Raw genomic sequence first — 25,231 nt, 5'->3', positions numbered from 1 at the left:
CGATTCGCCCGTCGGGACCGAGCAGCCGTGGATGATCCGGTTCGACAAGGTCGTCAAGCGGTTCGGCGACCTCACGGTCCTGCGTGAGCTGGACTTCCACGTACGGCCCGGCGAGCGGGTAACGCTGATCGGGCCGAGCGGGTCCGGAAAGACCACCATCCTGCGCCTGCTGATGACCCTCGAACGCGTCACCTCCGGCACGATCGACGTCGACGGGCAGTGCCTGTCCCATATGAAGCGCGGCGACAGACTCGTACCCGCCGACGAGCGGCACCTGCGCAGGATCCGCAAGAAGATCGGCATGGTGTTCCAGCAGTTCAACCTGTTCCCGAACATGAACGTGCTGCGCAACATCACCGAGGCGCCGGTGCGGTCGCTCGGCGTCCCCCGTGAGCAGGCCGAGGAGAAGGCCCGCGAACTACTGGAGATGGTCGGCCTGGCCGACAAGGCGCTCGAACACCCCTCACGGCTGTCCGGCGGTCAGCAGCAGCGGGTCGCCATCGCGCGGGCACTCGCGATGGAACCCGAGGTGCTGCTGCTCGACGAGGTCACCTCCGCGCTCGACCCGGAACTCGTCTCGGGCGTACAGGACCTGCTGCGCGACATCGCGCACCGGGGCGACCTGACACTCCTCTGCGTCACCCACGAGATGCGATTCGCCAAGGACATCTCCCACCGGGTCCTCATGTTCGACCAGGGACGGATCGTGGAGGACGGCCCACCCGAGCAGATCTTCAGCGAGCCGGCGCACCAGCGCACCCGAGAATTCCTGCAGGCGGTGCTGGACGCCTGAGGACGACCCCGTGGCAAGCGGGCATCGCGGGAGGACGGCGACGACGGGCTCTGCCGTCTCCCCGATAGTCACCCGGCGAGAAGTCCGCTTCAATCGGTCCATACACCACTTGGGGCGCTGAAGTGGTGATTTTTTGATGAAACAGCAGTAACAGCATGAGATCCGGCGCTAGGCTCCTGGCGCTCGTTTCACCAACAGAATGGGAAGAAATGTCCATTTCACTTACCCGGCTGATCGCCGTCGCCTTCGTCGCGGCACTCCCGCTTGCGGGCTGCGCGGCAGCCGACGAGGGCACGGCGGCCGCCGGGAACACGGCGGAGAAGTCACCGATCTGCAGCGAAGTCACCAAGGCCCTCGACGGGGTCACCAAGACCCTGACGAAGGGCACGCCCGACGCGAAGGCCCTGCAGGCAGCGGTCGACGGCATGCGGACCAAGTTCAGCGATCTCGCCGATCAGGCCGGTGACACCGAACTGGCGAAGGCTCTGAAGGAGTTCGCTCAAGGCACGCCGATGGACGGCCCGGACGCCCTGCTCAAGTTCTCCGAGGAGATGAACGAACTGCACGGCAAGGCCTGCGCCTGACGGCAGCGGGACGGCGTCGTTCGACGCCGAACACTCTTGAGCCGGCCGTCCTTGGGGGGCGTTTGGCCGCGAGCCCAGACGTGCGCGGTCCGGCCGGCCAGGACCCGCAGCCGTCCCCGCCCTGAAAGAACCACGCAATCGAGCACACAATGGATGTGTATTGACTTCACTAGCATAATGCTGGGATTTGGACTACGATGGCGGGGCATGCGCTCCGGCGTCTTCATTTGCGCTGAGAAGAGCGACGCCACCCCCTCCACCACACTCCCTCAGAGAGCCTCATATGCATATAGACGCTCATCTCGACCTGACGGTGGTCCCGCTCGACACCGACGATGAGATCACCATCCTGCTGGAGATCGCCGCTCCGACCCCCGACGGCCCGCGAGACCGGCCGCCCGCGACCCTCCAGATCGTCCTCGACCGCAGCGGTTCGATGGGGCGCGACCGGTTGCCCGGCGCCCAGCGGGCGCTGCTCGCCCTGGTCGACAGGCTCGACCCCGCCGACAACTTCGGCCTGGTCACGTTCGACGACGTGGCCCGGGTGGAGATCCCCGCCGCGCCGCTGACCGACAAGACCGCGGCCAAGCGTGCGATCGCCGCACTCACAGCGGGCGGCATGACCGACCTGTCCAGCGGTCTGCTCCGCGGTGTGCAGGAGGCCCGGCGGGCCGGCGGCGACTCCGGCGCCACCCTGCTTGTGATCTCCGACGGCCATACCAACACCGGGATCGTCGATCACGACAAGCTCGCCCGCATCGCGGCGGACGCACGTCATCACGGCGTTTCCACCACCACCCTCGGTTATGGCCTCGTCTACGACGAGCGGTTGATGACCGCCATCGCGGACGGCGGCGCCGGGAGCGCGCTGCACGCCGAGGACCCCGACGCCGCGGGCCGGCTGATCGCCGCCGAGGCCGAGGGCCTGCTGTCGAAGGTCACCCAGGCCACCTCGCTCACCATCACCCCGCGATCATCGGTGACGTCGGTGCTTCTGTACGGCGGGCTGCCCGCGTCTCCGCTCGCGGACAGTGCGGTACTCGTCGAACTGGGTGACTTCTACGCCGCGGAGCAGCGGAAGGTCCTGATAAAGCTGGCCGTACCGGGGATCGCCGCCCTGGGCCCCGCCACCGTGGCCGAGCTCGCTCTCACCTATGTCGACACCGAGACGCTGACCTCGTACACGACGACGGTGCCGATCAGCGTGAATGTGGTCCCGGGTGACGAGGCCGCCAAGCGGCTGCCCAACCCCGTCGTGCGCGCCGAACGCCTCTTCCAGGACGTACAGGACACCAAGCGACAGGCCTCCGACGCTCTCCTCGAAGGCGACGTCACCCGGGCGATGACGCTGCTGAGCAGCGGCAGAGCCCAGATCGAGGACGCGCTGTCCTGGGCCCCGAACGCCGACGAGCTGGCCCTGCAGGCCAAGGAGTTCGACGAGTACATCGACACGGCGCAGGCGGACCCCAACCGGGTCTCCAAGCAGGCCCGGTCGAACTGGCATCAGAGCACCCGCAGACGCGGCCGACCCGACCAGCGGTGAGCCGGCCCGGCTGAGTGCGCGTGCGGGGAACGCCTCACTCCGGCGGTGTGTCGCCCAACGACTCCAGCAGGGTGCGCAGCGCACCCGACAGCTGATCACGCTGTTCCGGGGCCAGCGCCGCCAGGAGGCGGACCTCGTTCGCCACGTGCAGCCCGACGAGCTCCTCGACCTTGGCCAGCCCCTGCTCAGTCAGGCGGACGCGCACCGACCGCCGGTCCTCCTCGTCCGGGATCCGCTCGACGAGCCCCTTGACCGCCATCCGGTCGACCCGGTTGGTGATCGCCCCGGAGGTCACCATCGCCGCCCGGTACAGGTCGCTCGCCGTGAGTTCGTACGGCGGGCCGGATCGGCGCAGCGTGGCCAGCACGTCGAACTCCCAGATCTCCAGCCCGTGCCCGGCGAAGAAGTCCTTCAGCTCGCGGTCGAGCAGCCGCGAAAGCCGGGAGATCCGCCCGATGACGCCCATCGGCCACGCGTCCAGGTCGGGACGCTCCCGTCGCCACTGGGCCAGCACCACATCCACCGCGTCGCCCATCGAACTCCTCTCACCGGAGAGATTATGAACGTTGATCTACTTGACGTAGAGACGAGTGCCATGCTGTTATCTCAACGTTGAGTTTATCAATGAGGAGCGATCAGGATGGGCGTCATCGCCGGCACGCGCATTGCCGGGGCCCTGCCGCACGCGGGGACTCTCGCTCTCACCACGTTCACGCCGCTGGTGTGGGGCTCGACCTACGCCGTCACCACGGAGTTCCTGCCGCCCGACCGTCCGCTTTTCACCGCGTTGACGAGGGCGCTGCCGGCCGGGCTGGTGCTGCTCGCCATCACCCGGACGCCGCCGCGCGGGCAGTGGATCTGGCGGGCGGCCGTGCTCGGCGCGCTGAACATCGGCGCGTTCTTCCCGATGCTGTTCCTGGCGGCGTACCGGCTGCCCGGCGGCGTCGCGGCCGTACTGGGCGCGGTGGGTCCGCTGTTCACGCTCGGCTTCGCCGCCGCGCTGCTCGCCGAACGGCCGACGCCGCGCAGGCTGCTGGCCGGCCTCGCCGGAGTGCTGGGGGTCGGCCTGGTCGTCCTGCGCGCCAACGCGGGGCTGGACACCGTCGGGGTGCTCGCCGGCCTGGCCGGGGCGGCGTCCATGGCGGCCGGTACGGTGCTCACCAAGCGCTGGGGCCGCCCCGACGGTGTCAGCGCGCTCACCCTCACCGGCTGGCAGCTCACCGCCGGCGGGCTGCTGCTCGTCCCCGTCGCACTGCTCATCGAGGGCCCACCGCCCGCCCTCACCGGCGAGAACGTTCTCGGCTACGCCTATCTCGGCATCGTCGGCACCGCCATCGCGTACTGGCTCTGGTTCCGCGGCCTCTCCCGCCTCCCCGCGACCTCGGTCGCGTTCCTCACCCTGATCAGTCCGCTGTCCGCGGCGGCCATCGGCTGGGCGGCCCTCGGCCAGGCCCTCACCCCGCTCCAACTGCTGGGCATGGCCATCGCCCTCGGCGGCACCCTGCTCGGCCAGACACCGGCGAAACCCACCGCCGTCGGACGGTCCCCATCACCCGGTTCGGGCCCTGCGCGTCAGGTTCTCGCCGATGAGAGCTGCCGGACGCGCTGACCTCGCAGGGCGGCCGTCAGTCGGGCCGATAGAGGCGTTCCGGATCGACCAGGAGGATGCGGCGGTCGTCGGCCGCGGAAGCCCGAAGCTCTTCGGTGAAACCGGACCCGCCATAACAGGCAAGGACCGTCTCCCGGGTGTCATACCCCTTCAGCGCGAGAAGATCACGTGCTCTCGCCAGGCGCTCCACGTGGTGATGACCCATCGTCTCGCCCCACTTGACCTCACCCAACGAGAGGATCCGGCGCGGCCTTCCATGATCTTCCGCGTCGAGAACGGCCACGTCGATCTCGATCTGGCAGCGGCCCGCCGGATCGTTCACCACTCCTGAGCCGACCTCTGCGGGAAAATCGCCGTACAGCGCCTCCCCGGACTCAACGGCGAAGCTCCGGCACAGCGCCTCGAAATGCGGCCCCACCACCTGGGCGAGGAACGTCTGCCGCAACGAGGACCAGGCTCTCTCCGCCCGGTGGATCTCAAGCTCCGCCCAGCGCCGCCGCATTACGGCCTGATAGAAGGTGATCAGCGGCTCCACGATGCGGTACCGGACGCGGCCCGCCCGGAAAAGGTCAGGCTCCCGAGCGATCAGAGCGCTGTCTTCCAGAACGTTGAGCGGATGAGTGATCTGGTCGGACTTACGACCGATGTAATTGGCGATGCCGCCGTTGGTGGTGTTGCCGCTCGCGATGGCGGCGAGCACCGAATGATAGAGCGCCGGGTCGCGGATGTCCGTCTCCTCCGCCAGGAGATAACGCGCCTCCCGGAAGAGCGGCTTCTGCGGATTCAGCACCGTCCTGATCACCCAGGGATCGAAGTCGGCGATCCCCTCCGGCGCGTCACCCTGGGTGAACTCATAGCGGTATGCCGGGGTTCCACCGACGATCGCATGGACGAGGACCGCCAGCCGGGGGTCGTCGATCCCCCAGAACTGCGCGGCGTCCCGATAGCGGAACGGCTGGACCACGAGTTCGAGACCGGCTCGGCCCCGCAGCGGGGCGTTCCCCGACAGGAGCCCTCCCATCACGGACATGGCCGATCCGCAGAGCACCAGGCGCGCGTCGCTCTCCCCTCCGCTGCCGCCGGGACCGAGCTCCCGCTGGATGATCGACGGTAGAGACGGCGACACCTTGGACAGGAAGGGAAACTCATCGATGACCACGGGAACCGGCCGACCGCGGAAGGCCCGGAAGAGGTAGGCGATGGCGTCGTTCCAGTCCCGGAAGGGGATGCTCACGATCTCCCGGCTGTATCGGGTGAGTGCCTCGGTGAAGAGCCGGAGGGACTCCGCCTCCGTCGCCTCGGTCGCCGCGAAGTACAGCCCGCCGGTCGCCTCCGTCAATGCCTGCAACAGGAAGCTCTTCCCCTGACGGCGTCGCCCGCTGACGACTCCGAGGCCGGCGCCTCCCGGTCCCTGCCGCACACCCGTGGCGAAAGCGACCAGCCCTTGCCACTCGCGCACCCGATCGAAGATCCGCTCCGGCTTGGTCACCATCTGCTTTACCTGCCCCACTCGTCCGGCGAATTACAGAAGTATAGTTCCGTGAACTACAGTTCCGCGGACTCCGACGATCAACGATAGGCGTAGCAGTAGTTGGACTTGCCCTTGAACCGGTGGAAGGCGTGCGGGTCGTTGAAGCGCCAACGGCAGCCCGCGTCACGTTGGCTCTGCGTCAGGTACGTGGCGGCCTTGTCCTTGTTCTTCACACAGTAGGCGCCCGGCTGGGGCGTCTCCCGATACTCCACCCACTCCCAGCCGATCGACACGCAGTATTCGGTGAAGTGCCCCGGACCGAGCTCGACCAGCCGTGTCGGCGCCGGTGACGGTCGAGGGGGCTCCGTCTGCGCCGGGGGGCGCGACGAGGTTGTCGGCTTGGGCTCGGTTGTCGGCTTCGCTGGGGGCCGATGTGTAGCCGTTGCCCGGGGTGTCGGCTTCGCCGTGGGGCGTTGCGTGGCCGTGGCGGGGGTCGTCGGCCTCGGCGCCGCCGTCGGTTTCGTGGTGGGGCGACGTGTGACCCTGACGCGGGGACTCGGCGTGACCAGGTCGGCAGGCATACCGGTCTCCAGGGCCACCGGGACCGCGGTCTCCGGGACGGCCGCACTCACCACCGGCGTCCGCACCGGGACCTCCGCGCCGACCGGCTGAGACGGCGTCACGTCGCCGCCGGGCAGCAGGGCGACGGCCAGGGCGACACCCGTGACGACCACGGCCCCCGTGGCGGACATGGCGGCGATCCACCTGGCCCGGCGTGGCACCTGGCCCACCGCGGTCCCCGGTTCGGTCATAGGACCCGTAGGCGGGCCGGAAGTCGAAACGGGGAACGGGACCGAAGTCGGAACTGAAGGCGAAGCGGCGCTGCCCACCAGCCGGTCGAGGATCTCCCGGGCCGACGGGCGACGCTGGGGATCCTTGGCGAGGCAGCCGGCGAGCAGGTCGCGAAGCGGCTGCTCGATGCCGTCAAGCCGCGGCTCCTCGTTCAGGATCCTGGTGATGACGGCGGGGATCGCGTCGTTGCCGAACGGTGGGCGGCCCGACGCCGCGAAAGCGATCGTGGACGCCCAGGCGAACACGTCCACGGCGAGGCCGAGCGGCCCCGCGGTGAGCTGCTCGGGCGCCATGTAGGCGGGTGTGCCGACGACCTGGCTGGTCGTCATGCTGTCGCCGACCAGAGCCCTGGCGATGCCGAAGTCGATGACCCTGGGGCCGTCCGGGCCGAGCAGCACGTTCTGCGGCTTGAGGTCCCGGTGGACGATCCCGGCGTCGTGCAGGGCGATCAGGGCCGTGGCCGTGGCGACGGCGAGCCGTTCGAGAGCGCTGCCCGAGCGCGGTCCCTCCGCGTTGACCACCTGGTGCAGCGAGGGCCCGGGAACATATTCACTGACGATGTACGGCCGGTTGCCCGCGATGCCGAAGTCCAGGACCTGGGCCGTACAGAAGCGGGCGACCCGCTTGGCCACCTCCAGTTCGCGGATGAAGTCGTCGCGGGCGGCCGAGTCCAGGTCGAACCGGGCGTGGAAGAGCTTGACGGCCACCGGCTTCCCGGCCTCCGTCTCGCCCAGATAGACGGCGCCCTGGCCGCCCTCCCCGATCCGTCCCCTGATCCGGTAGGGGCCGAGTTGAGTCGGATCACCTGGCTCTGGGGGATGTGGGGCAGACATCCGTTCTCCGACGGTGGGGGACGCGGTCGGCTACGACTCTAACCAGTCCAAGGTCATCCCGCGCCCTCCAATGATCTAGCGGGAGCTTTACGGCCAGTCCCGCGACTCGTGCTCAGCCCTGCCCCTAAAGCCATGCGGAACATGACAAGCGATTCGTGCGATATCCGCTGATTTCTATATCGACTGAGCGGGCAAGAGCGAGCGGACGCGCTGGGCAAACGTACGAACTCCCGCCCGATCAAGCGCATCGGCGACGTCCGAAGCTGTCATAGGTGGTCGCCTCTTGCCTGCCGCCATCCTGATGAGGACCGCAGCTACTTCGTTGGGAAACTGGGCCAGCAGCGAGCAGAGGTAAGCGTCGGGATCCGCGACGTTCACACCATATCGGCCGAGAAAGCCAGCGGGGAAGTCGCCAAGATTCCACGTGACTAACACCTGAGCGCGCCCGACTATGGCAGCGGCCATATGGTGGCAATCATCGAGATCAGGGCCCTCCATCTGATCAATCAGACACTTGTACTCTTCTTCGGGTATACGGGTATCTTCGAAAAACTCCCGGATGGCCGCACATATGCGGGACGCCGACGGCGTCGAGCGTCTCTGCTCCCGCACGATGACTCGTTCCCATTCCTCCAGCAGATGATCGGTCCAAACCATCGTGTGAACCGAGTCTTCCGTCAGGGCGAGCATCAGATCCATGAGCGAGAACGGAAACAACACGTTGGTGTCGATGAACACCCTCGCCATCAGTTGATACCCCCAGAGAAATGTCAGTAGGGCAGCTCTGCCTCCTCTGCGGCTTCAATGATCCTGCTACGGCCTTCTGCACGCCGCTCCCGTCTCGCCTGGAACTCCAAGATGTCTGTGAGCCGGACGAGACGATGACGGCTGCCAGGCAGGTGCTGAGACGGGATCTCACCTTCGTCGAGCAAGCGCACAATGAAGGGCCGTGACAGGCCGAGCAGTTGGGCGGCCTCACTCGGAGTCAGTCGGGTCTCTACTGGCAGAGCCACTATGGAGTTACCCTTCGCCAAATCCTGGGCTGCGGCTAGTACCAGGCGCACGAGCCCCTCCGGCAGCACGGTGTCTCGGCCGTCGGATCCGCGCAGCACCAACCGCGCGCATGGTGGATCGGCAGACCGGAGTTCAGCAAGCAACTCACGATCGCTGTCGATCGGCTCAACACATGTGGCACGAGCCAGGATGCCGGTGCGCGACATGACCACCTCCACAGACGGAACCACATCTGAAATAACTGTAACTCAACGGCCTGCGAAAGACACGCTCTATGAGCGCTGGAGCCCCCAAACGCCGGGAGGTGGCATTACGGCACGGTTCCCAGGGGAGCACGGTCAGGTCATGGCGATGAGGGCGTACCGTTCGTCGTCGATCTCACGACCCCACAGCGTCGGATCGGTCAGCGGCTCGACCCTCTGATCGGCCACCAACCCTTCGAGCGAGTCCACGAGCGTGGCGGCGCTCACGCCGCCCATCCAGGGCATGGACTCGGCCCCCTGGGCGTACGAGAGGCCATCCGACGGAGTGTTCCACCGACCCTCGACCAGCACGAGGCGGCCGCCCGGCCGCAGCAGCCCGATCCAGCGGCGCAGCGCGGCCTGCGGATCGGGCAGCGTCCACAGCAGGTGCCGGGCCAGAACCACATCGAACCGTCGCTCTCCCACCGGCGGATCTCCCGCATCACCAACCATCACCTCGGCACAGACTCCGGTTCCGGTCAGCTTGGTTCGGGCCTGCTCGACCATCCTCCGCGAGAGATCGACTCCCACCGGCCGGTGCCCCTGCTCGGCCAGAAGAAGGCTCAGCGATCCGGTCCCGCAGCCCAGATCCAGCACGTTTGACGGGCTGTCGGGCAACCACGCCCGCAGCCGCTCTGCCCAGGCAGCCCGCACCGAGGCGTCCCTGAGCCCGTGATCGGTTTCCTCGTCGAAGCGCCCGGCCTCGGCGTCCCAGTATTCGGCGATGGAAGGAGTCGATGTCATGACCGCATCATCACAACCGCCACCGACAATCCGGCAGGACGTACTCGATGCGGATCGCCGCGATTCGACCCTCCAGTGACCTGAGCACCTTCACTTCGAAACGTATTCCGAAGTACATACACCGTCGCGTGGAGCGCCCAGCGCTGCCGTCAACCGGTGGGGTTGACTGTGTCGCCGCGGGTCAGGCCGGTTCCGTCGGGGGCGTCGGCGGGGTCGGCGCCGACTTGGACGATCTTGTTGTCCCGGTCGACGAAGACCACGCTCGGCTTGAGGGAGCCCAGCTCCTCCTCGGCCACCAGCGCGTACGCGATGATGATCACGAGGTCGCCCACGCCGACGAGCCGGGCCGCGGCGCCGTTGATCCCGATCACCCCGGAACCCGCCGGACCCTCGATGACGTACGTCGACAGGCGGTTGCCGTTGTCTATGTCGACGATGTCGACCTTCTCGCCCGCCACGAGATCGGCCGCGGCCATGAGGTCAGCGCTGATGGTGACTGATCCGACGTAGTGCAGGTCGGCCTGGGTGACGGTGGCACGGTGGATCTTCGACTTCATCAGTGTGCGGAACATGGACTCTCGCAGGCTCGGAGGACGATGCGCCGTCGATGATATGCGGCCGTCGGACCCGCGACGCGGTCGCCCGTCGCCGTGGCGTCAGGCCGCCGAGGCGGTAGCCGTACAGGAGGAGCAACGGCCACGTCAGCGCGGTGACCAGCCACCGGTGGGTGGCCGGCAGCTTCACCGGACGGTCACGGAACCCGATCCGGCCGACGCCGAACCGCAGCGGATTGCCTGCGACGGTGTGCGCGACGCCGATCCGCGCCTGCCGATCGCCGAGGAACGCGAAGGACTCCGTCGCGTGCGGCAGGCCGAGCCGGGTGGTCAACGCGTCCAGCGTCTCCGCCGGCCGGGCCAGCAGGTCCTCGTAGCGGACGCGGACGACGTCCACGCCCTTGCCCCGGAGGAACTCGAAGGCGAGGTTCTGCACGAACCAGTCGACGGCCGTCCTGACCGGCGTCCACCGGGCCTCCGGCCGGGTCGTCGGCCGACCGTCCTCCGGCAGGCGCGGCTTCCTGTGCCGCGCCTTTCCGCGCCTGGAAGCAGCCACCGCCCGCGGGTCGCGCACCAGATGGACGATCCGCAGATCCATGATCGCGGATAGACAGTACGCCAGGGAGGCGTGCCTGCTCGAGTCCACGACGGTGTGGGCGTCGGCGATCTCGGCGGCCGCGGCGTAGATCCGGGTGTACGAGCGGACGTACTCGACCAACTCCGCCTCTCGCGACACGAACCCGAGGGCGTACGCCGGGATGCGGCGGGTACGGTCGACCCGCACACACAGCCGCCTCAGCCATCCGATCTGGCTCTCCCGCCACTGGCCGAAGCCTCGGGCGCCCACCTTCCGCCAGAACGGGCAATGCTCGAACGGCTGCCCGCAACCACAGGGTTCGCCCGCCTGTACGCCGTGCCGCCACAGGTGGGCGACCTCTCCGAGCGGCGCGACCCCGGGCAGCTCACCGAGCAGGCGTTCCAGCAGCATGCTGCCGCTACGCCCGAGCCCCCCTATGAAGATCACCGGATCGGCCTCGGCCACTGGTCCTCCACGTTATCGATACGAAACGCGATGAACCTAACGCGGGGTGTTACCGCCGGATCGGGGATGCTCCGATGATCTACTCGGCTCTGGGGATCTCCGTACCCAGACGTCGCACGTGTAATTTCAGGTTTGTCATTCGAGACGTGAACATGGGGGTGGGCGGGTGCTCCGGCGTTCCCGCCCGTCCCCCTTCGAGAACCTCAGTGCGAGTCGATGATCATTCCGGCGCCGACCGTGCCGTTGGTGGCCTCGTCGATCAGGATGAACCCGCCGGTGAGGCGGTTGCGCGCGTACTCGTCCACGAAAAGCGGCTGGGTCGTGCGCAGCGACACCCGGCCGATCTCGTTGAGGCCGAGCGAGGTCGCCGTCTCGTCCCGGTGCAGGGTGTTGACGTCGAGCCGGTAGTGCAGGTCCCTGACCAGGGCCCGGGCCGTACGCGTGGTGTGCTTGATCACGAGCTTGGTCCGGGGCTGCAGCTTGAGGCCGTCGGCCATCCAGCAGATCATCGCCTCGATCTCCTGGGCGGCCTTCGGCTGGTTGTTCGGCCGGCAGATCATGTCGCCGCGCGAGATGTCGATGTCGTCGTCCAGCCGGAGCGTGACCGACATGGGGGAGAACGCCTCCTCCACCCGGCCCTCGAACGTGTCGATCGCCTTGATCGTGGTGGTGAGCCCCGAGGGCAGGTGCATGACCTCGTCGCCGGCCTTGAGCACCCCCCCGGCGACCTGCCCGGCGTACCCGCGGTAGTCGTGCAGTTCCTGGCTGGTGGCGCTGTGCGGCCGGATGACGTACTGCACCGGGAACCGTACGTCGACCAGGTTGCGGTCGGAGGCGATGTGCACGTTCTCCAGGTGGTGGAGCAGCGAGGAGCCGCCGTACCACGGCATGTTCTCCGAACGGGCGACCACGTTGTCGCCGTGCAGCGCGGAGATCGGAACGAACGTGAGGTCCGTCGCGTTCAGCTTCGACGCGAACGCGGTGAACTCCTCACGGATCTCCTCGAACCGCTCCTCGGAGTAGTCGACCAGGTCCATCTTGTTCACCGCGAGCACGAGGTGCGGCACCCGCAGCAGCGTCGCGAGGAACGCGTGCCGCCGCGACTGCTCCAGCACGCCCTTGCGCGCGTCGATCAGGATGATCGCCAGGTCGGCCGTCGAGGCGCCGGTCACCATGTTCCGGGTGTACTGGATATGACCCGGGGTGTCGGCGATGATGAACTTCCGCCTGGGGGTGGCGAAGTAGCGGTAGGCGACGTCGATCGTGATGCCCTGCTCCCGCTCGGCACGCAGGCCGTCGGTCAGCAAGGACAGATCGGTGTATTCGGTGCCGCGGTCGCGCGAGGTGCGCTCCACGGCCTCCAACTGGTCCTCGAAGATCGCCTTGGAGTCGAAGAGCAGCCGTCCGATCAGCGTGGACTTGCCGTCGTCGACACTTCCCGCCGTCGCGAAACGAAGGATGTCCATTACTCTCCCGCTACTCCAGCTTTGGCGAAGGTCGTACGGCTCGCACCCGGAAGATCACCCGCGCGTGCGAAAGCGCCGCGGGCCATGGGAAGGCGCATCAGAAGTAGCCTTCCTTCTTGCGGTCTTCCATCGCGGCCTCGGAGGCCCGGTCGTCGGCCCGGGTGGCGCCGCGCTCGGTGATCCGGGTGGCGGCGATCTCGTCGATGATCTGGTCCACCGTCGTGGCGGTGGACTCCACGGCTCCGGTGCAGGTCATGTCGCCCACCGTGCGATAGCGGACCATGGCCTCGAAGACGGGCTCGTCGTCGCCCCGCTGGACCACGGTCGCGTCGGCGAGCAGCATGCCGTCGCGCTCGAAGACCTTCCGGGTGTGCGCGTAGTAGATCGACGGGATCTCCACGCCCTCCCGCCGGATGTAGTGCCACACGTCCAGCTCGGTCCAGTTGGACAGCGGGAACACCCTGATGTGCTCACCCGTGCGGATCCGGGTGTTGTAGAGGTTCCACAGCTCGGGCCGCTGGTTCTTGGGGTCCCACTGGCCGAACTCGTCGCGGAAGGAGAACACCCGCTCCTTGGCCCGGGCCTTCTCCTCGTCGCGCCTGCCGCCGCCGAACACCGCGTCGAACCGGTTGTCCTCGATCCCGTCGAGCAGCGTGGTGGTCTGCAGCCGGTTGCGGGAGGCCCGCCGCCCGGTCTGCTCGACCACCCGGCCCGTGTCGATGGACGCCTGGACCGAGGCGACGACGAGCCGCACGCCCAGCTCGGCCACCCGCCGGTCCCTGAACTCGATCACTTCGGGGAAGTTGTGGCCGGTGTCCACATGCATGAGGGGGAACGGAATGGGGGCGGGCCAGAACGCCTTCTCCGCGACCCGCAGCATCACGATCGAGTCCTTGCCGCCCGAGAAGAGCAGACACGGCCGTTCGAACTCCGCCGCGACCTCACGCATGATGTGGATCGCCTCGGCTTCGAGCACGTCGAGCTGCGACGTCGTGTAGTCACGCTGAAGCATTGGGCTTCCTTAGGGGAGACTGCAGGTCACGGATTCCGGCGAGCAGGGTTGTCGCCAGATCCGGTAGGGAGACCAGGATATCCGGGAGCCACGGGTCTGCCCGGTTGTAGGTCAGCGTTGCGCCATCGATCCTGCTCGCGTGGGCTCCCGCCGCGAGCGCCACCGCCACCGGAGCCGCCGAGTCCCACTCGTACTGCCCGCCGGCGTGGACGTACGCCTCGGCCTCGCCGCTCAGCACTGCGGCGATCTTGCCTCCGGCGGATCCGATCGGTACGAGCTCCGCGCCCACCTGATCGGCCAGCTCCGGGAGAAACTCGGCAGGACGGCTGCGGCTGACCGCGATGCGGAACCGTCCCGCCGGCTCCGGCAGGACGGGTGGTTTCGCCGTCGTGAGCGTACGGCCCTGAGCCGGGAGCGCGACGGCGCCCGCTGCCAGCCTCCCGTCCTCCCACAGGGCGACGTGCACGGCCCAGTCGGACCGGCCGGCCTCGCCGAACTCGCGGGTGCCGTCGAGAGGATCGACGATCCACACCCGCCGGGCGGACAGCCGCCGGGGATCGGCCCGCTCCTCGCGGGTCGCCTCCTCCGACAGCACCGCGTCGCCGGGCCGCAGACGCGCCAGGGCCTCGGTGAGGAAGACGTGCGCGGCGCGATCGCCGGCGTCCCGCAGGGCCCGCTGATCCTCGAACCCGTGACGGGCGCGGAGCTCGAGGAGCCGCTCCCCCGCCTCGGTGGCCAGGTCACCGGCGAGGGAATGGTCGTCCCGGATCGTCATCAGCTACGCTCCCGCCCGGCGGGCCACCGTGGACCATGTCTTCCACAGGATCCGCAGATCCAACATCACAGACCAGTTCTCGACATAACGCAGGTCCAACCGTACCGATTCCTCCCACGACAGGTCGGCGCCGCCGTCAACCTGCCACGGCCCGGTCATCCCCGGCCGGACCACCAGCCGCCCGCGCGCGTGGTCACCGTACCGCTCGACCTCCTCCGGCGGCATGGGGCGCGGGCCGACCAGGGACATGTCACCGCGCAGCACGTTGATCAGTTGGGGGAGCTCGTCGAGCGAACGCCGTCTCAGCCGGACGCCGAGCGGCGTCACCCTCGGATCCCGCCCGATCTTGAGAAGTGGGCCGTGCCGGTCGCTGACGAGGTCTCCGAGGAGCTCGACCCTCCGGTCCTGCGCGCCCTGCCGCGTCGTACGGAATCTCAGGAGCGTGAACTCCGCGCCGTCTCTGCCGATCCGCCGCCGGCCGACCAGCGCCGGCCCGCGACTGGTGAGCCGTACGGCCACGGCGATCGCGACCATGACCGGACCCAGGAAGATCAGCGCGACGGCGGCGACCATCCGGTCGAAGCAGGCCTTGCCGAGGCGTCGCGCACGCGTCGGCCCGGATGGTGAAGCCCCGGCCGGTCGAACCTCGGATGGCCGCATGGAGGGCGGCGGCCCGCCGGTGAACGACTCACTGCCGGTGCTCGCCGGGGGCATCTCACCGTCCAGCACGCGTGCCTCCAGGCTGCTGATCGCAACTCGACTACCAAGGGTGATTATAGAAACACCCAAGGTCGTCATTGCGGATGACAGCTCCGGCGTGTATTCAGCCGCTCATTCAGCGGACGGTTCTGTCCGGCGGGTGCGGCTTCAGCGCGGCGGCTTCGCCGGGTTGAGGTCCGCCGCGTGGAACTTGTTCTGGGTGGCCTCGACACCGGCGGTGAGCAGCGACTCCGCCATGTCGGCCGTGCGGTCGACCAGGAACGGCAGATCCTTGCGCTCCACCGTGGCGAAGTCCCGCAGCACGAAGGTCGCCGGGTCCATCCGCCCGGGAGGCCGTCCGATGCCGAAGCGGATCCGCAGGTAGTCGCGGGTGCCCAGGGTCTTGGTGATCGACTTCAGCCCGTTGTGGCCGTTGTCGCCGCCGCCCGCCTTCGTGCGCAACGCGCCGTACGGAATGTCCAGCTCGTCGTGCACCACGATCACGCTGTCCGGCGCGACCTTGAAGAAGTCGGCGAGCGCCTTGACCGGGCCGCCGGAGAGGTTCATGAACGACAGCGGCTTCACCAGGACGACCGGCGTGCCCGCCAGCCTGCCCTCGACGATCTCCGCTCGCGACCGGTGCGCCTTGAACCGCCCGCCGACCCGGGAGGCGAGCTCGTCCAGCACCATGAAACCCACGTTGTGCCGGTTTCCGGCGTACTCCGGCCCCGGATTGCCCAGGCCGACGATCAACCACCGCCGTTCGGCGACTCCATTGCCGCGGGAAAACATCGCCGTCTCCTCAGACAGGTGTGGTCATCACAACAGAGAAGTCCTCCACAGGCGATCCCGTGGAGGACTCTCTCACTCGACCGTCATGGCGGCGGTCGATTCGTACGTTGCTCGGCCGTTACTCGGCGGCCGCGGCCTCGCCCTCGGCGGCCTCCGGCAGGGCGGCGGCCGGCGCGGCGATCACGTGCAGCACCAGCGCCTCGGGGTCGTCGACCAGCGTGGCGCCCTGCGGCAGCGTGATGTCGCCCGCGTTGACGACGAAGCCGACGTCCTTGCCGGCGACGTCCACCTCGACACCGGTCGGGATGTCGGTCGCCTCGGCCTCGACGGCGAGCGTGACGAGCTGCTGGTCGACGATCGCACTGCCGATCGGGTCGCCCGTGACCGTGACCGGGATCTCGACGGTGACCTTCTCGCCCCGCTTGACCAGGAGCAGGTCGATGTGCTCGAGGAAGCCCTTGATCGGGTCGCGCTGGACGCCCTTGGGCAGCGCGATCTCGTCGACGCCCTCGCCCTGGAGGTGGATCAGCACGTTCGGCGTGCGCAGCGCGAGCAGCAGCTCGTGACCCGGCAGGGTCAGGTGCCGCGGCTCGGTGCCGTGGCCGTACAGCACAGCGGGAACCTTGTGGGCGCGACGGATCTTGCGCGCGGCGCCCTTGCCGAACTCGTTGCGCGGTTCGACGGAAATGACGACGTCAGCCACAGCACATCTCCTAGGGATGAACTCGACGGATGGATGAGCGCTCCCCCTCACCCGCCCTAGCGGAAGGCGTTACGAGCGCAACCCCACTACCTTACCGCGGCCGCGCCGGTCAGCTGTCGCCCTCGAACAGGCTGGTGACCGAGCCGTCGGTGAACACCTGCTCGATGGCTCGGGCGATCAGCGGTGCGATCGACAGGACCGTGAGGCTGTCGAACCTCTTCTCCTCGGGGATCGGCAGCGTGTTGGTGACGACCACCTCGGAGATCCGCGAATTCTTCAGACGGTCCACGGCGGGGTCGGAGAACACCGCGTGCGTCGCCGCGGCGATCACATCGGTCGCGCCGTGCTCATAGAGCGCGTCCGCCGCCTTGCAGATCGAGCCACCGGTGTCGATCATGTCGTCGATCAGCACGCAGGTCCGGCCCCGGACCTTGCCGACCACCTCGTGCACCTTCACCTGGTTGGCCACGTCGAGGTCGCGTCGCTTGTGGATGAACGCCACCGGGGTGCCCAGCGTGTCGGACCAGCGCTCGGCCAGCCGCACGCGGCCGGTGTCGGGCGAGACGATCGTCGTGGTCGCCGGGTCGAGCTTGCCCTGGAGATATTTGAGCAGCACCGGAAGGGCGAAAAGGTGGTCGACCGGACCGTCGAAGAACCCCTGGATCTGGGAGGTGTGCAGGTCGATCGACATCAGCCGGTCGGCGCCCGCCTCCTTGAAAAGGTCCGCGATCAGGCGGGCCGTGATCGGCTCACGGCCGCGGCCCTTCTTGTCCTGCCGCGCGTAGCCGTAGAACGGCATGATCACAGTGATCCGCTTGGCCGACGCCCGTTTGAGGGCGTCCACCATGATCAACTGTTCCATGATCCACTGGTTGATCGGCGCCGTGTGGCTCTGCAACACGAACGCGTCGCATCCGCGAACCGACTCCAGATAGCGGACGTAGATCTCGCCGTTGGCGAAATCCCGCAACGCGGTGGGCGTGATCTCGATATCGAGATTGTTCGCGATCTCCTCGGCCAACTCCGGGTACGCACGGCCGGAGAAGAACATCAGGTTCCGCTCTCCCGTGGTCTTCTTGCCGCTCATGCCGTGCTCCTCACCTTTCGACCCTGCCTCCATGGCCGGCCGCATGCCTGGTCACATGCCCGGTCCCGCTGGTAGTTCACGGTGTCCTCCCGCCCCCGGGTTCGGAGGCTGCGCGCTCGGGTCCGCGCATCGATCTTTCGTTCTCTTCTTCGCTTTTCCCGCTTACGTACGGCACCCGCGGCCGACCGGCCGAGCCACCGTACGGGTCTCCTGTGCCAGGGCGTGTTTCCCCTACTCGGCCGTGCCCTCCACGTCCTCGGCGGCGATCGCGTCATTCTCGGCGGCCGCACTTTCGGCGGCCGCGTTTTCGGCGGCGATGGCACGCTGGGCGGCCGCCGCGGAGGCGGTGCCGGCCCGCCGGCTGGCCACCCACCCTTCAATATTGCGCTGCCGGCCGCGTGCCACCGCCATCGCCCCTGGCGGGACATTCGCGGTGATCACCGAACCGGCCGCGGTGTAGGCGCCGTCGCCGATCGTCACGGGCGCGATGAGCATGTTGTCGCTGCCCACCCGCACGTGATCGCCCACCACGGTGTGATGCTTGGCGATGCCGTCGTAGTTCACGAAGACGCAGGCCGCCCCGATGTTGGAACCGGTGCCGATGGTGGCGTCCCCGACATAGGTCAGGTGCGGGACCTTCGATCCGTCGCCGATCGTCGCGTTCTTGGTCTCGACATATGTGCCGATCTTGCCCTTGCGGCCGAGCACGGTGCCCGGGCGAAGGTAGGCGAAGGGTCCGACGGACGACTCCGGCCCGATCTCGGCGCTCTCGCAGACCGCGTTGCGCACCACCGCGTCGGCCCCGACGACGGTGTCGGTGAGCGTGCAGTCCGGGCCGACCTGGGCGCCGGACGCGACCCTCGTCACGCCCCTGAGGTGCGTGCCGGGATGGATCACCGCGTCGGGCTCGATCGTCACGTCCGCGTCGATCCAGGTGGCGGCGGGGTCGACGATGGTCACCCCGGCCAGCATGTGCGCTCGCAGGATGCGCTCGCCGAGCACGCGACGGGCGAAGGCGAGCTGCACACGGTCGTTGACGCCCTCGACCTCGACGTGGTCCGCCGCGATGTGGGCGCCGACCCGGTGCCCGTCCTCCCTCAGGATGGACAGCACGTCGGTGAGGTACTCCTCGCCCTGGGCGTTGGCGGCCCCGACGCGGCGGACGGCGTCCGCCAGCAGCGCTCCGTCGAACGCGTAGACGCCGGAGTTCATCTCCCGGATCACCCGCTGCTCCGGAGTGGCGTCCCGGTCCTCGACGATCTCGAGTACGGCGCCGCCCGCGTCGCGGATGATCCGGCCGTATCCGGTCGGATCGGGCACCTCGGCGGTGAGGACCGTGACCGCGTTGCCCTCACTGCCATGCCGGTCGAGCAGGGCGGCGAGCGTCTCGGTACGCAGCAGCGGCGTGTCGCCGTACGTCACGAGGACGGTCCCGGTGATCGGGCCCACCGCTTCCAGGACGGTCCGTACGGCATGGCCGGTGCCGTTCTGTTTCTCCTGGACGACCGGCAGCGCGTCCGGCGACGTGGCCGCCAGATGGGCCGTCACCTGCTGCCTGGCATGGCCGACGACCACGATCAGCCGTTGCGGGGCGAGCCCGCGTGAGGCTGCGAGCATGTGGTCCACGAGCGCGCGACCACAGATCTCGTGGAGGACCTTGGGGGTTTTCGACTTCATCCGCGTGCCCTCGCCCGCTGCGAGGACGATGACGGCGGCCGGACCCGGCACACTCACGGACTGAGCTCCCTCGGCATCGCGGCTGACACGAGTCGAAGCGCCTCCCGCGCACCCGTTCGGGGCGTCACACGGTCATCCGCCCGACAAGGTCAGAGCTTACCTTCCGCCCTCCCGGACCCGATCCAGACCCTACCCCTGAAACTTCGCCAAACGAGCAGCTCCGGCGTCAGGACTCGAACCTGAACAACGGACACCAAAAGACCGCGGGCTGCCAATTACCCCACGCCGGAAAGATCAAAACTACGAGCTCACCTATATGATCGTCGCCTTGACCCCCTCCACCTTACCGGCAAACGCTCCAGTCTCGCGATGATCGGTGCACGTGGCGTCCAGTCTACGAAGGTGCGGAGACCGGAGCCTCGATTTCGTGCACCACGCCCCTCACCCATCCCTCGATCTTCCGATACAGCCACATCGATCGACGCACGTCTATCCGCAGGCAGCCACGGTAGCCGTCACCCACGTTACGCCGAACGGTCTTGGGGTTGTGGCGCTTCAGACTCGGCTCTTTGAACAGCTCGGCGGACGCGCCCGTGATCTCCCGCCAGTACTCCTGCGCGGCGACCACGTCAGCACTCTCATGGATCATGAGGCGAAAAATGAGATCCCCGCGATCGACACCGGCCACGTCGAGGAACCGCAGAAAGAGCTTGATCAAGCCGGCGTCGCTGTTGACGAATGTCAAGCGATCGTAACGGTGGTGCGGCTTGTTCTTCGCCCCCTCGCACCAGTAGGCGATCGCACCGAGCATCAGGATCTCCCGGTCGGTCAACAAGCCGATCTCATCCGCGGCGGCGTCACTTATGGCACCGCGAGCGGCCTCGCGAGTGCGGCGCTCCTGGTCCCAGTAACGGCGTCGCCCCTCGTCGTTCCGCTTACGGAACTCCTCATAGCTGAGCCGCCCCTCCCGAGGAAGATCCCTGACCCACAGGGAGATCGAGGACTTGGACACTCCGAGTTCCGCACCGATCTCCCGATAGGTCCACCCCTGGGCACGCAGCTCGCGAGCGCGCTGCCGCAAGTCGTCCTTGGCTCGCGGCCGGAGCAGCGACTCCGGCGGGACGGTGCCCTTCAAGAGTTCGTCGAGGGTTCCGTTGCTGCGGATGCCGAGGGTCTCTTTGATCTGCATGCGGGACTTGCCGGCCGCGCGGAGGGCCGCCGCCTCCGCGCGGAGGGCTTCGAACCTGTCGGCCCGCTGGGAGGTCCTGGACATGCTCGAACTCTAATTCGGGTCACTGACAGTTTCCGGCTGATTACCGAGGTCGGGAGGCGGCGGGGCGGCCCCGCACAGGCCGCCGGGAGGATAAGGGGCCGCTTTAGCAGATGGGGTGACCGTGATGCAAGACACGGAGTCACCACCAGATCCAGGCGGGAGCGTCACCTTCCCGACATTCGCCCTTGGCTCTCCGTAACTTACGATGGCGTAGGTTACGGTTGCGTAGCCACGACATGCGTCGCGACAAACCGTGAGGTAGTAGCCCATGACCGTTCTGACCGAACGCCCAGGACCACAGCCGAAGCCGGAATTCGAGCCGGAGAAGAAGACGAAAGCCGAGCTGATCATTTTCGGCGTCGTCGTCGGGGCCCCCATCCTCGCGGTGATCGCCGCCGTGCCGTTCGCCTGGGGCTGGGGCCTGGGCTGGACCGATGTGGCGATCGCCCTCACGTTCTACGTCATCTCCGGGCTGGGCGTCACGGTCGGATTCCACCGCTACTTCACGCACAGCTCGTTCAAGGCGAAGCGGCCCATGAAGCTCGTCCTGGGCATCGCCGGCAGCCTCTCGCTCGAGATGTCCGTGCTCGACTGGGTCGCCACCCACCGCAAGCACCACAAGTTCTCCGACAAGGACGGCGACCCGCACTCCCCGTGGCGCTTCGGCCCGGGCTTCAAATCGCTGTGCAAGGGCCTGCTGTACGCGCACTGCGGCTGGCTGTTCGAGTCCGAGCGCACCAACCGGGCGAAGTACGCGCCGGACCTGATGAAGGACCCGGACGTGATGAAGCTGCACAGGTGGTTCCCGAAGCTGGCGATCACCTCTCTCGTGCTTCCCGCCCTGCTGGGCGGGCTGTTGACCTGGTCCTGGCAGGGCATGGTCACCGCGTTCTTCTGGGGCACGGTGATCCGGATCGGGCTGCTGCACCACGTCACCTGGTCGATCAACTCGATCTGCCACGTCTTCGGCGAGGAGACGTTCGAGGTGCGCGACAAGTCGCGCAACGTGTGGTGGCTGGCGATCCCGTCGTTCGGCGAGTCCTGGCACAACCTGCACCACTCCGACCCGACCTGCGCTCGCCACGGCGTGCTCAAGGGCCAGATCGACCTGAGCGCCGGCCTGATCCGCTGGTTCGAGAAGGCCGGCTGGGTGCACGACGTGCGCTGGCCGAGCCCGGAGCGTCTGGCGGCGAAACGGCTCAACTGACCAACGGCCGACCTCGGCATCGCAGGGGGGAGCGGAGCGTAATGCGGCTGCGGCTCCCCTACGGCGACCCGCCGCCCGGTCCGGGCCAGGAGGACCCGCCATTATGGAAACCGTGAGTCAGTCCTCGCGAAAACGCATGACCGGCGCGGAGCGACGCGAGCAGTTGATCCAGATCGGCCGGACCCTGTTCGCGGAGAAGGGTTTCGACGGCACCTCGGTCGAGGAGATCGCGGCCAGCGCCAAGGTCTCCAAGCCCGTCGTCTACGAGCACTTCGGCGGCAAGGAAGGCATCTACGCGGTGGTCATCGACCGCGAGATGCAGCGGCTGCTCAGCCTGGTCACCCAGGCCCTGTCCGCGTCGCACGCGCTGGTGAAGCTGGAGCGCGCCGCGCTCGCCCTGCTGCAGTACATCGAGGAGAGCAGTGAGGGGTTCCGCATCCTGGTGCGCGACTCGCACGCCGCCTCCGGGACCGGCACCTTCGCGAGCCTGATCAGTGACATCGCGAGCCAGGTCGAAGACGTGCTGGCCGACGAGTTCAAGGAGCGCGGCTACGATCCCGATCTCGCTCCGATGTATGCCCAGATGCTCGTGGGCATGACCGCGCTGACGGGCCAGTGGTGGCTCGACGTGCGCAAGCCGCGCCGGGAGGATGTCGCGGCCCACCTGGTCAACCTCTCCTGGCACGGCCTCACCGGTCTCGATCCCGCTCCCGCCCTCACCCCCGGGTCGCGTGGCCTCGTGCTCGCTCCCATGCCGGAGGTGCGTACGGCCCGGCCGAACGAACGGGAATCCAAGGAGCTGGAGAAGGCCCGGGAGCGGAAGCTCAAGAAGCAGGAGAAGCTCCGCCGCGAGCAGGAGAAGCAGCGCGAGCGCGAGCTCAAGGGGCAGCAGAAGGCCCTGCGCGAGCAGGAGAAGCAGCGTGAACGCGAGCAGCGGGAGCTGGCCAGGCAGCGCGAGCGCGAAACCCGCTAGACCCCGCTAGACCCTGCCGGACCCCGCGCGACGACGAAGATCCGCCGGAACGGAAACGGCGTGCCGTACGGCCGCCGCGGATAGGCGGCGCCCAGGACGCGGGCGCAGTCGGCGAGGAAGCCGGCGTGACGCCCGGGCGGCAGACGATCGAGCATCGGCCGCAGCGCCGTACCCTTCACCCAGTTCAGCACGGCGTCATCCCCCGGCAGCACGTGGACGTACGTCGTCTCCCAGGCGTCCACCTCGCAGCCGAGCCCGGCGAGCAGGTCCAGGTATTCGCCAGGCTCGCCCACCGGTGATGTCCTCGAGATGTCGCTCAGCTCCTCCCGCCACGCGGCCGTACGGCACAGCTCGCGGATGACCCGGTGGCTCGGCGCGTCGAAGTTGCCGGGCACCTGGAAGGCGAGCGTGCCGTCCTCGGCCAGCTGTCCGACCCAGCGGGCCAGCAGGTCACGGTGCTCGGGGATCCACTGCAGGACCGCGTTCGAGACGATCACATCCACCGGCCGGGCGGGCCACCAGTCACGGACGTCCGCCACCTCGAACGTCGGTCCGGTCGACGCCTTGCCGCTCGTCGCCTTGCCGCTCGTCGCCTTGCCGATCATCGACTGGGACGAGTCGACGCCGTGGATCTCGGCCTCGGGCCAGCGGCGGCACAAAGTAGTGGTGAGCTCGCCGGTCCCGCAGCCGAGGTCGACTACACATGCGGGTTTGTCGGCGTTCACCCGACTGAGGAGTTCGAAGAACGGCCGGGCCCGCTCGTCCGCGTAGCACCCGTAGACCTCCGGGTCCCAGATATCGCTGGTCGTCATGGATGTCCTCCCTGATATCTTGACGTCAAGATATCAGGTATTTCCCGGGATATCTCGATGTCAAGACAGCTAGAATCGGGCGCATGAGCTTTCCGAGGCCCGCCGAGGACGAGGTCGACCGGCTGGTCGCGGCATGGCGGCAGGAGCGTCCCGATCTGGACGTCTCCCCGCTCGAAGTGCTGAGCCGGGTGTCCCGGCTGAGCCGGCATCTCGAACGCGAGCGCCGGGCCGCCTTCTCCGCGCACGACATGGAGTCATGGGAGTTCGACGTGCTGACGGCGCTGCGCCGCGCGGGCAAGCCGTACGAGCTCAGCCCCGGGGCGCTGCTGCGGGCCACGCTCGTCACCTCCGGGACGATGACGAACCGCATCGACCGACTGGCCGCCGCCGGTCTGGTCACCCGGAATCCCGACCCGGAAGATCGGCGGGGTGTGCTGGTGCGGCTGACCGCGGCCGGTCTCGCCCGGGTCGACGCCGCCTTCACCGACCTGCTGCGCCGGGAGCGCGAACTCCTGGCCGGTCTCGGACAGCATGAGCGGCAGGCCCTCGCGGGGCTGCTGCGTACGCTGCTCGTCCCCTTCGACGCCTCCGCCGAGAACGCGGGAGCCCACCACCCGCCCATGGGCCGCGCCTGACGCTCCCCTCGGGGCTTCCTCGGGGTCTCCTCCGGGCGACAGGCGGGACTTGAGGGAGTGGGTCCCTAATCGGACGTACTGACCGGGTCTGTCCGTGCCGCCTTTTCTGTGTGATTTAGCTCACATTGAGGGCGGGGGGGCCGCATCACGCTGCGTGAGGTGCTGTCCGCCGCCATCCCCGTGATCAGGAAAGACACGAGGAGGTCTCGCGAACGGCAGAAGGAACACCGGGTATGTCAGTTTCGGTCACCCTAAAAGTCGATCGATAAAGATGCGCCCACTCCTTGGTCTTTGGGTTAGCGTTTTGAGCATTCCTTTACTGACGAATGGGGCGAAAGTGACGCTCCACGACAGACCAGGGAGAAAGTAATGAAGCGGACTCTCGCTCTCGGCGGAGCTGTGGCCGGCATGCTGGCCACCGCCGCCATCGCGGCGCCGGCTCACGCCGCCGACGCGCCTCCGGCAGTCAACCTGGCGAAGACCAACTTCGCCGCCCAGCAGGTTGTGCAGTACTGGATCGCCGAGGCCAAGGCCAACCTCATCAACGCGACGCCGTACGCCGTGGAGACGACGCTCTCCACCAGGGGCGTCAAACACGGCGCGGTGACCAGCGCCAGCGACAAGCCCGGCACCGTCGGGTCCAGCGGCGACCAGAAGGCGGCCACCGCCAAGACGAAGAACGTCAACCTGCCCCGGACCGTGGGCAAGGTGTTCTTCACCGGTGGCGACGGCAGGCCGCACTGGTGCTCGGCCACCTCGGTTCAGGGGTACTACAAGAACCTGGTGGCGACCGCGGGTCACTGCGTCTACGACACCGCCAAGAACAAGGAGACGCTGGG

General features: G+C 68.0%; 25 protein-coding genes, 1 tRNA gene and 1 pseudogene. 8 read left to right on the top strand and 19 right to left on the bottom strand.

Translation table 11 applies throughout. From position 1 onward, the window contains the following. Nucleotides 1–31 precede the first annotated feature (31 nt). The 3 genes from ehuA to Mth01_RS20615 all read left to right on the top strand — a co-directional run bounded on the left by ehuA (nucleotide 32) and on the right by Mth01_RS20615 (nucleotide 2,920). Nucleotides 32–793 carry an ectoine/hydroxyectoine ABC transporter ATP-binding protein EhuA gene (gene ehuA / locus Mth01_RS20625; RefSeq protein ID WP_204017546.1) on the top strand — a complete coding sequence of 254 codons (762 nt, stop codon included), beginning with the start codon at nucleotides 32–34 and terminating at the stop codon, nucleotides 791–793. Between the two features lie 209 nt (nucleotides 794–1,002). Continuing rightward, nucleotides 1,003–1,377 carry a hypothetical protein gene (locus tag Mth01_RS20620; RefSeq protein ID WP_204017545.1) on the top strand — a complete coding sequence of 125 codons (375 nt, stop codon included), beginning with the start codon at nucleotides 1,003–1,005 and terminating at the stop codon, nucleotides 1,375–1,377. 283 nt (nucleotides 1,378–1,660) lie between these two features. Further along, complete coding sequence (locus Mth01_RS20615; RefSeq protein ID WP_204017544.1) at nucleotides 1,661–2,920, top strand: vWA domain-containing protein; 1,260 nt, start codon at nucleotides 1,661–1,663, stop codon at nucleotides 2,918–2,920. A 34-nt stretch (nucleotides 2,921–2,954) separates the two neighbouring features. Here Mth01_RS20615 and Mth01_RS20610 read toward each other — a convergent pair whose 3' ends face one another. Next, nucleotides 2,955–3,455, bottom strand: a complete 501-nt coding sequence (locus Mth01_RS20610) for a MarR family winged helix-turn-helix transcriptional regulator (RefSeq protein WP_204017543.1) — start codon at nucleotides 3,453–3,455, stop codon at nucleotides 2,955–2,957. 105 nt (nucleotides 3,456–3,560) lie between these two features. Here Mth01_RS20610 and Mth01_RS20605 point away from each other — a divergent pair, with 105 nt between their 5' ends. After that, nucleotides 3,561–4,529: an EamA family transporter gene (locus Mth01_RS20605; RefSeq protein WP_204017542.1), complete on the top strand. Its 969-nt coding sequence runs from the start codon at nucleotides 3,561–3,563 to the stop codon at nucleotides 4,527–4,529. Between the two features lie 16 nt (nucleotides 4,530–4,545). Here the strand turns inward: Mth01_RS20605 and Mth01_RS20600 are convergent, their stop codons facing one another. The 17 genes from Mth01_RS20600 to Mth01_RS20520 all read right to left on the bottom strand — a co-directional run bounded on the left by Mth01_RS20600 (nucleotide 4,546) and on the right by Mth01_RS20520 (nucleotide 20,765). Then, complete coding sequence (locus Mth01_RS20600) at nucleotides 4,546–6,021, bottom strand: AAA family ATPase (RefSeq protein ID WP_239089855.1); 1,476 nt, start codon at nucleotides 6,019–6,021, stop codon at nucleotides 4,546–4,548. A 77-nt stretch (nucleotides 6,022–6,098) separates the two neighbouring features. Beyond that, on the bottom strand, nucleotides 6,099–7,685 hold the full coding sequence (locus tag Mth01_RS20595; protein ID WP_204017541.1) for a serine/threonine protein kinase: 1,587 nt from the start codon (nucleotides 7,683–7,685) through the stop codon (nucleotides 6,099–6,101). 174 nt (nucleotides 7,686–7,859) lie between these two features. Then, on the bottom strand, nucleotides 7,860–8,432 hold the full coding sequence (locus Mth01_RS20590; RefSeq protein WP_204017540.1) for a PIN domain-containing protein: 573 nt from the start codon (nucleotides 8,430–8,432) through the stop codon (nucleotides 7,860–7,862). 23 nt (nucleotides 8,433–8,455) lie between these two features. Then, nucleotides 8,456–8,905 (bottom strand): excisionase family DNA-binding protein, encoded by a 450-nt coding sequence (locus tag Mth01_RS20585; RefSeq protein WP_204017539.1) that lies wholly within the window; start codon nucleotides 8,903–8,905, stop codon nucleotides 8,456–8,458. 132 nt (nucleotides 8,906–9,037) lie between these two features. After that, nucleotides 9,038–9,685, bottom strand: a complete 648-nt coding sequence (locus Mth01_RS20580) for a class I SAM-dependent methyltransferase (protein WP_204017538.1) — start codon at nucleotides 9,683–9,685, stop codon at nucleotides 9,038–9,040. Between the two features lie 149 nt (nucleotides 9,686–9,834). Then, entirely contained in the window at nucleotides 9,835–10,257 is a 423-nt protein-coding gene (panD, locus tag Mth01_RS20575) for an aspartate 1-decarboxylase (protein ID WP_204017537.1), read from the bottom strand. After that, on the bottom strand, nucleotides 10,166–11,281 hold the full coding sequence (locus Mth01_RS20570) for a sulfotransferase (RefSeq protein ID WP_239089854.1): 1,116 nt from the start codon (nucleotides 11,279–11,281) through the stop codon (nucleotides 10,166–10,168). The genes panD and Mth01_RS20570 overlap by 92 nt, the downstream gene beginning before the upstream one ends. Nucleotides 11,282–11,484: 203 nt before the next feature. Continuing rightward, the gene (gene cysN / locus Mth01_RS20565; protein ID WP_204017536.1) at nucleotides 11,485–12,747 is read right to left on the bottom strand and encodes a sulfate adenylyltransferase subunit CysN; all 1,263 of its coding nucleotides are present in this window, start codon (nucleotides 12,745–12,747) and stop codon (nucleotides 11,485–11,487) included. A 97-nt stretch (nucleotides 12,748–12,844) separates the two neighbouring features. Further along, nucleotides 12,845–13,759, bottom strand: coding sequence for a sulfate adenylyltransferase subunit CysD (gene cysD, locus Mth01_RS20560; protein ID WP_204017535.1), 915 nt, complete (start codon nucleotides 13,757–13,759; stop codon nucleotides 12,845–12,847). Beyond that, nucleotides 13,746–14,534 (bottom strand): 3'(2'),5'-bisphosphate nucleotidase CysQ, encoded by a 789-nt coding sequence (locus Mth01_RS20555; RefSeq protein ID WP_204017534.1) that lies wholly within the window; start codon nucleotides 14,532–14,534, stop codon nucleotides 13,746–13,748. The genes cysD and Mth01_RS20555 overlap by 14 nt, the downstream gene beginning before the upstream one ends. Nucleotides 14,535–14,537: 3 nt before the next feature. Then, nucleotides 14,538–15,263, bottom strand: a complete 726-nt coding sequence (locus Mth01_RS20550; RefSeq protein WP_407695962.1) for a sugar transferase — start codon at nucleotides 15,261–15,263, stop codon at nucleotides 14,538–14,540. A 138-nt stretch (nucleotides 15,264–15,401) separates the two neighbouring features. After that, nucleotides 15,402–16,025, bottom strand: coding sequence for an aminoacyl-tRNA hydrolase (pth, locus tag Mth01_RS20545; protein ID WP_204017532.1), 624 nt, complete (start codon nucleotides 16,023–16,025; stop codon nucleotides 15,402–15,404). A 118-nt stretch (nucleotides 16,026–16,143) separates the two neighbouring features. After that, a complete protein-coding gene (locus Mth01_RS20540) occupies nucleotides 16,144–16,728 on the bottom strand; it encodes a 50S ribosomal protein L25/general stress protein Ctc (RefSeq protein ID WP_204017531.1) in 585 nt (194 codons plus the stop codon). A 109-nt stretch (nucleotides 16,729–16,837) separates the two neighbouring features. Beyond that, the gene (locus Mth01_RS20535; RefSeq protein ID WP_204017530.1) at nucleotides 16,838–17,815 is read right to left on the bottom strand and encodes a ribose-phosphate diphosphokinase; all 978 of its coding nucleotides are present in this window, start codon (nucleotides 17,813–17,815) and stop codon (nucleotides 16,838–16,840) included. A 231-nt stretch (nucleotides 17,816–18,046) separates the two neighbouring features. Further along, nucleotides 18,047–19,549 carry a bifunctional UDP-N-acetylglucosamine diphosphorylase/glucosamine-1-phosphate N-acetyltransferase GlmU gene (gene glmU, locus Mth01_RS20530; RefSeq protein ID WP_204017529.1) on the bottom strand — a complete coding sequence of 501 codons (1,503 nt, stop codon included), beginning with the start codon at nucleotides 19,547–19,549 and terminating at the stop codon, nucleotides 18,047–18,049. A 161-nt stretch (nucleotides 19,550–19,710) separates the two neighbouring features. Then, nucleotides 19,711–19,782, bottom strand: a tRNA-Gln gene (locus Mth01_RS20525). Between the two features lie 104 nt (nucleotides 19,783–19,886). Continuing rightward, nucleotides 19,887–20,765: a helix-turn-helix domain-containing protein gene (locus Mth01_RS20520; protein ID WP_204017528.1), complete on the bottom strand. Its 879-nt coding sequence runs from the start codon at nucleotides 20,763–20,765 to the stop codon at nucleotides 19,887–19,889. A gap of 268 nt (nucleotides 20,766–21,033) precedes the next feature. Here Mth01_RS20520 and Mth01_RS20515 point away from each other — a divergent pair, with 268 nt between their 5' ends. Both Mth01_RS20515 and Mth01_RS20510 read left to right on the top strand, forming a co-directional pair. Then, on the top strand, nucleotides 21,034–21,972 hold the full coding sequence (locus Mth01_RS20515) for an acyl-CoA desaturase (protein ID WP_204017527.1): 939 nt from the start codon (nucleotides 21,034–21,036) through the stop codon (nucleotides 21,970–21,972). Nucleotides 21,973–22,075: 103 nt separating this feature from the next. Then, on the top strand, nucleotides 22,076–22,945 hold the full coding sequence (locus tag Mth01_RS20510; protein WP_239089853.1) for a TetR/AcrR family transcriptional regulator: 870 nt from the start codon (nucleotides 22,076–22,078) through the stop codon (nucleotides 22,943–22,945). On the opposite strand, the gene Mth01_RS20505 is transcribed toward Mth01_RS20510, so the two are convergent. After that, nucleotides 22,942–23,757 (bottom strand): trans-aconitate 2-methyltransferase, encoded by an 816-nt coding sequence (locus Mth01_RS20505; RefSeq protein WP_239089852.1) that lies wholly within the window; start codon nucleotides 23,755–23,757, stop codon nucleotides 22,942–22,944. The two genes, Mth01_RS20510 and Mth01_RS20505, sit on opposite strands and share 4 nt — an antisense overlap. An 83-nt stretch (nucleotides 23,758–23,840) precedes the next feature. Between Mth01_RS20505 and Mth01_RS20500 the strand changes: the two genes are divergently transcribed. Beyond that, on the top strand, nucleotides 23,841–24,392 hold the full coding sequence (locus tag Mth01_RS20500; RefSeq protein WP_204017526.1) for a MarR family winged helix-turn-helix transcriptional regulator: 552 nt from the start codon (nucleotides 23,841–23,843) through the stop codon (nucleotides 24,390–24,392). A 369-nt stretch (nucleotides 24,393–24,761) separates the two neighbouring features. Next, a pseudogene (locus Mth01_RS20495) lies at nucleotides 24,762–25,231 on the top strand (trypsin-like serine peptidase); the annotation flags it as partial.

This window comes from Sphaerimonospora thailandensis, assembly GCF_016863115.1.
Taxonomy (GTDB): Bacteria; Actinomycetota; Actinomycetes; order Streptosporangiales; family Streptosporangiaceae; genus Sphaerimonospora; species Sphaerimonospora cavernae.
The sequence above is the reverse complement of the archived record's forward strand: the minus strand, read 5'-3'. Positions and strand labels throughout refer to the sequence as shown.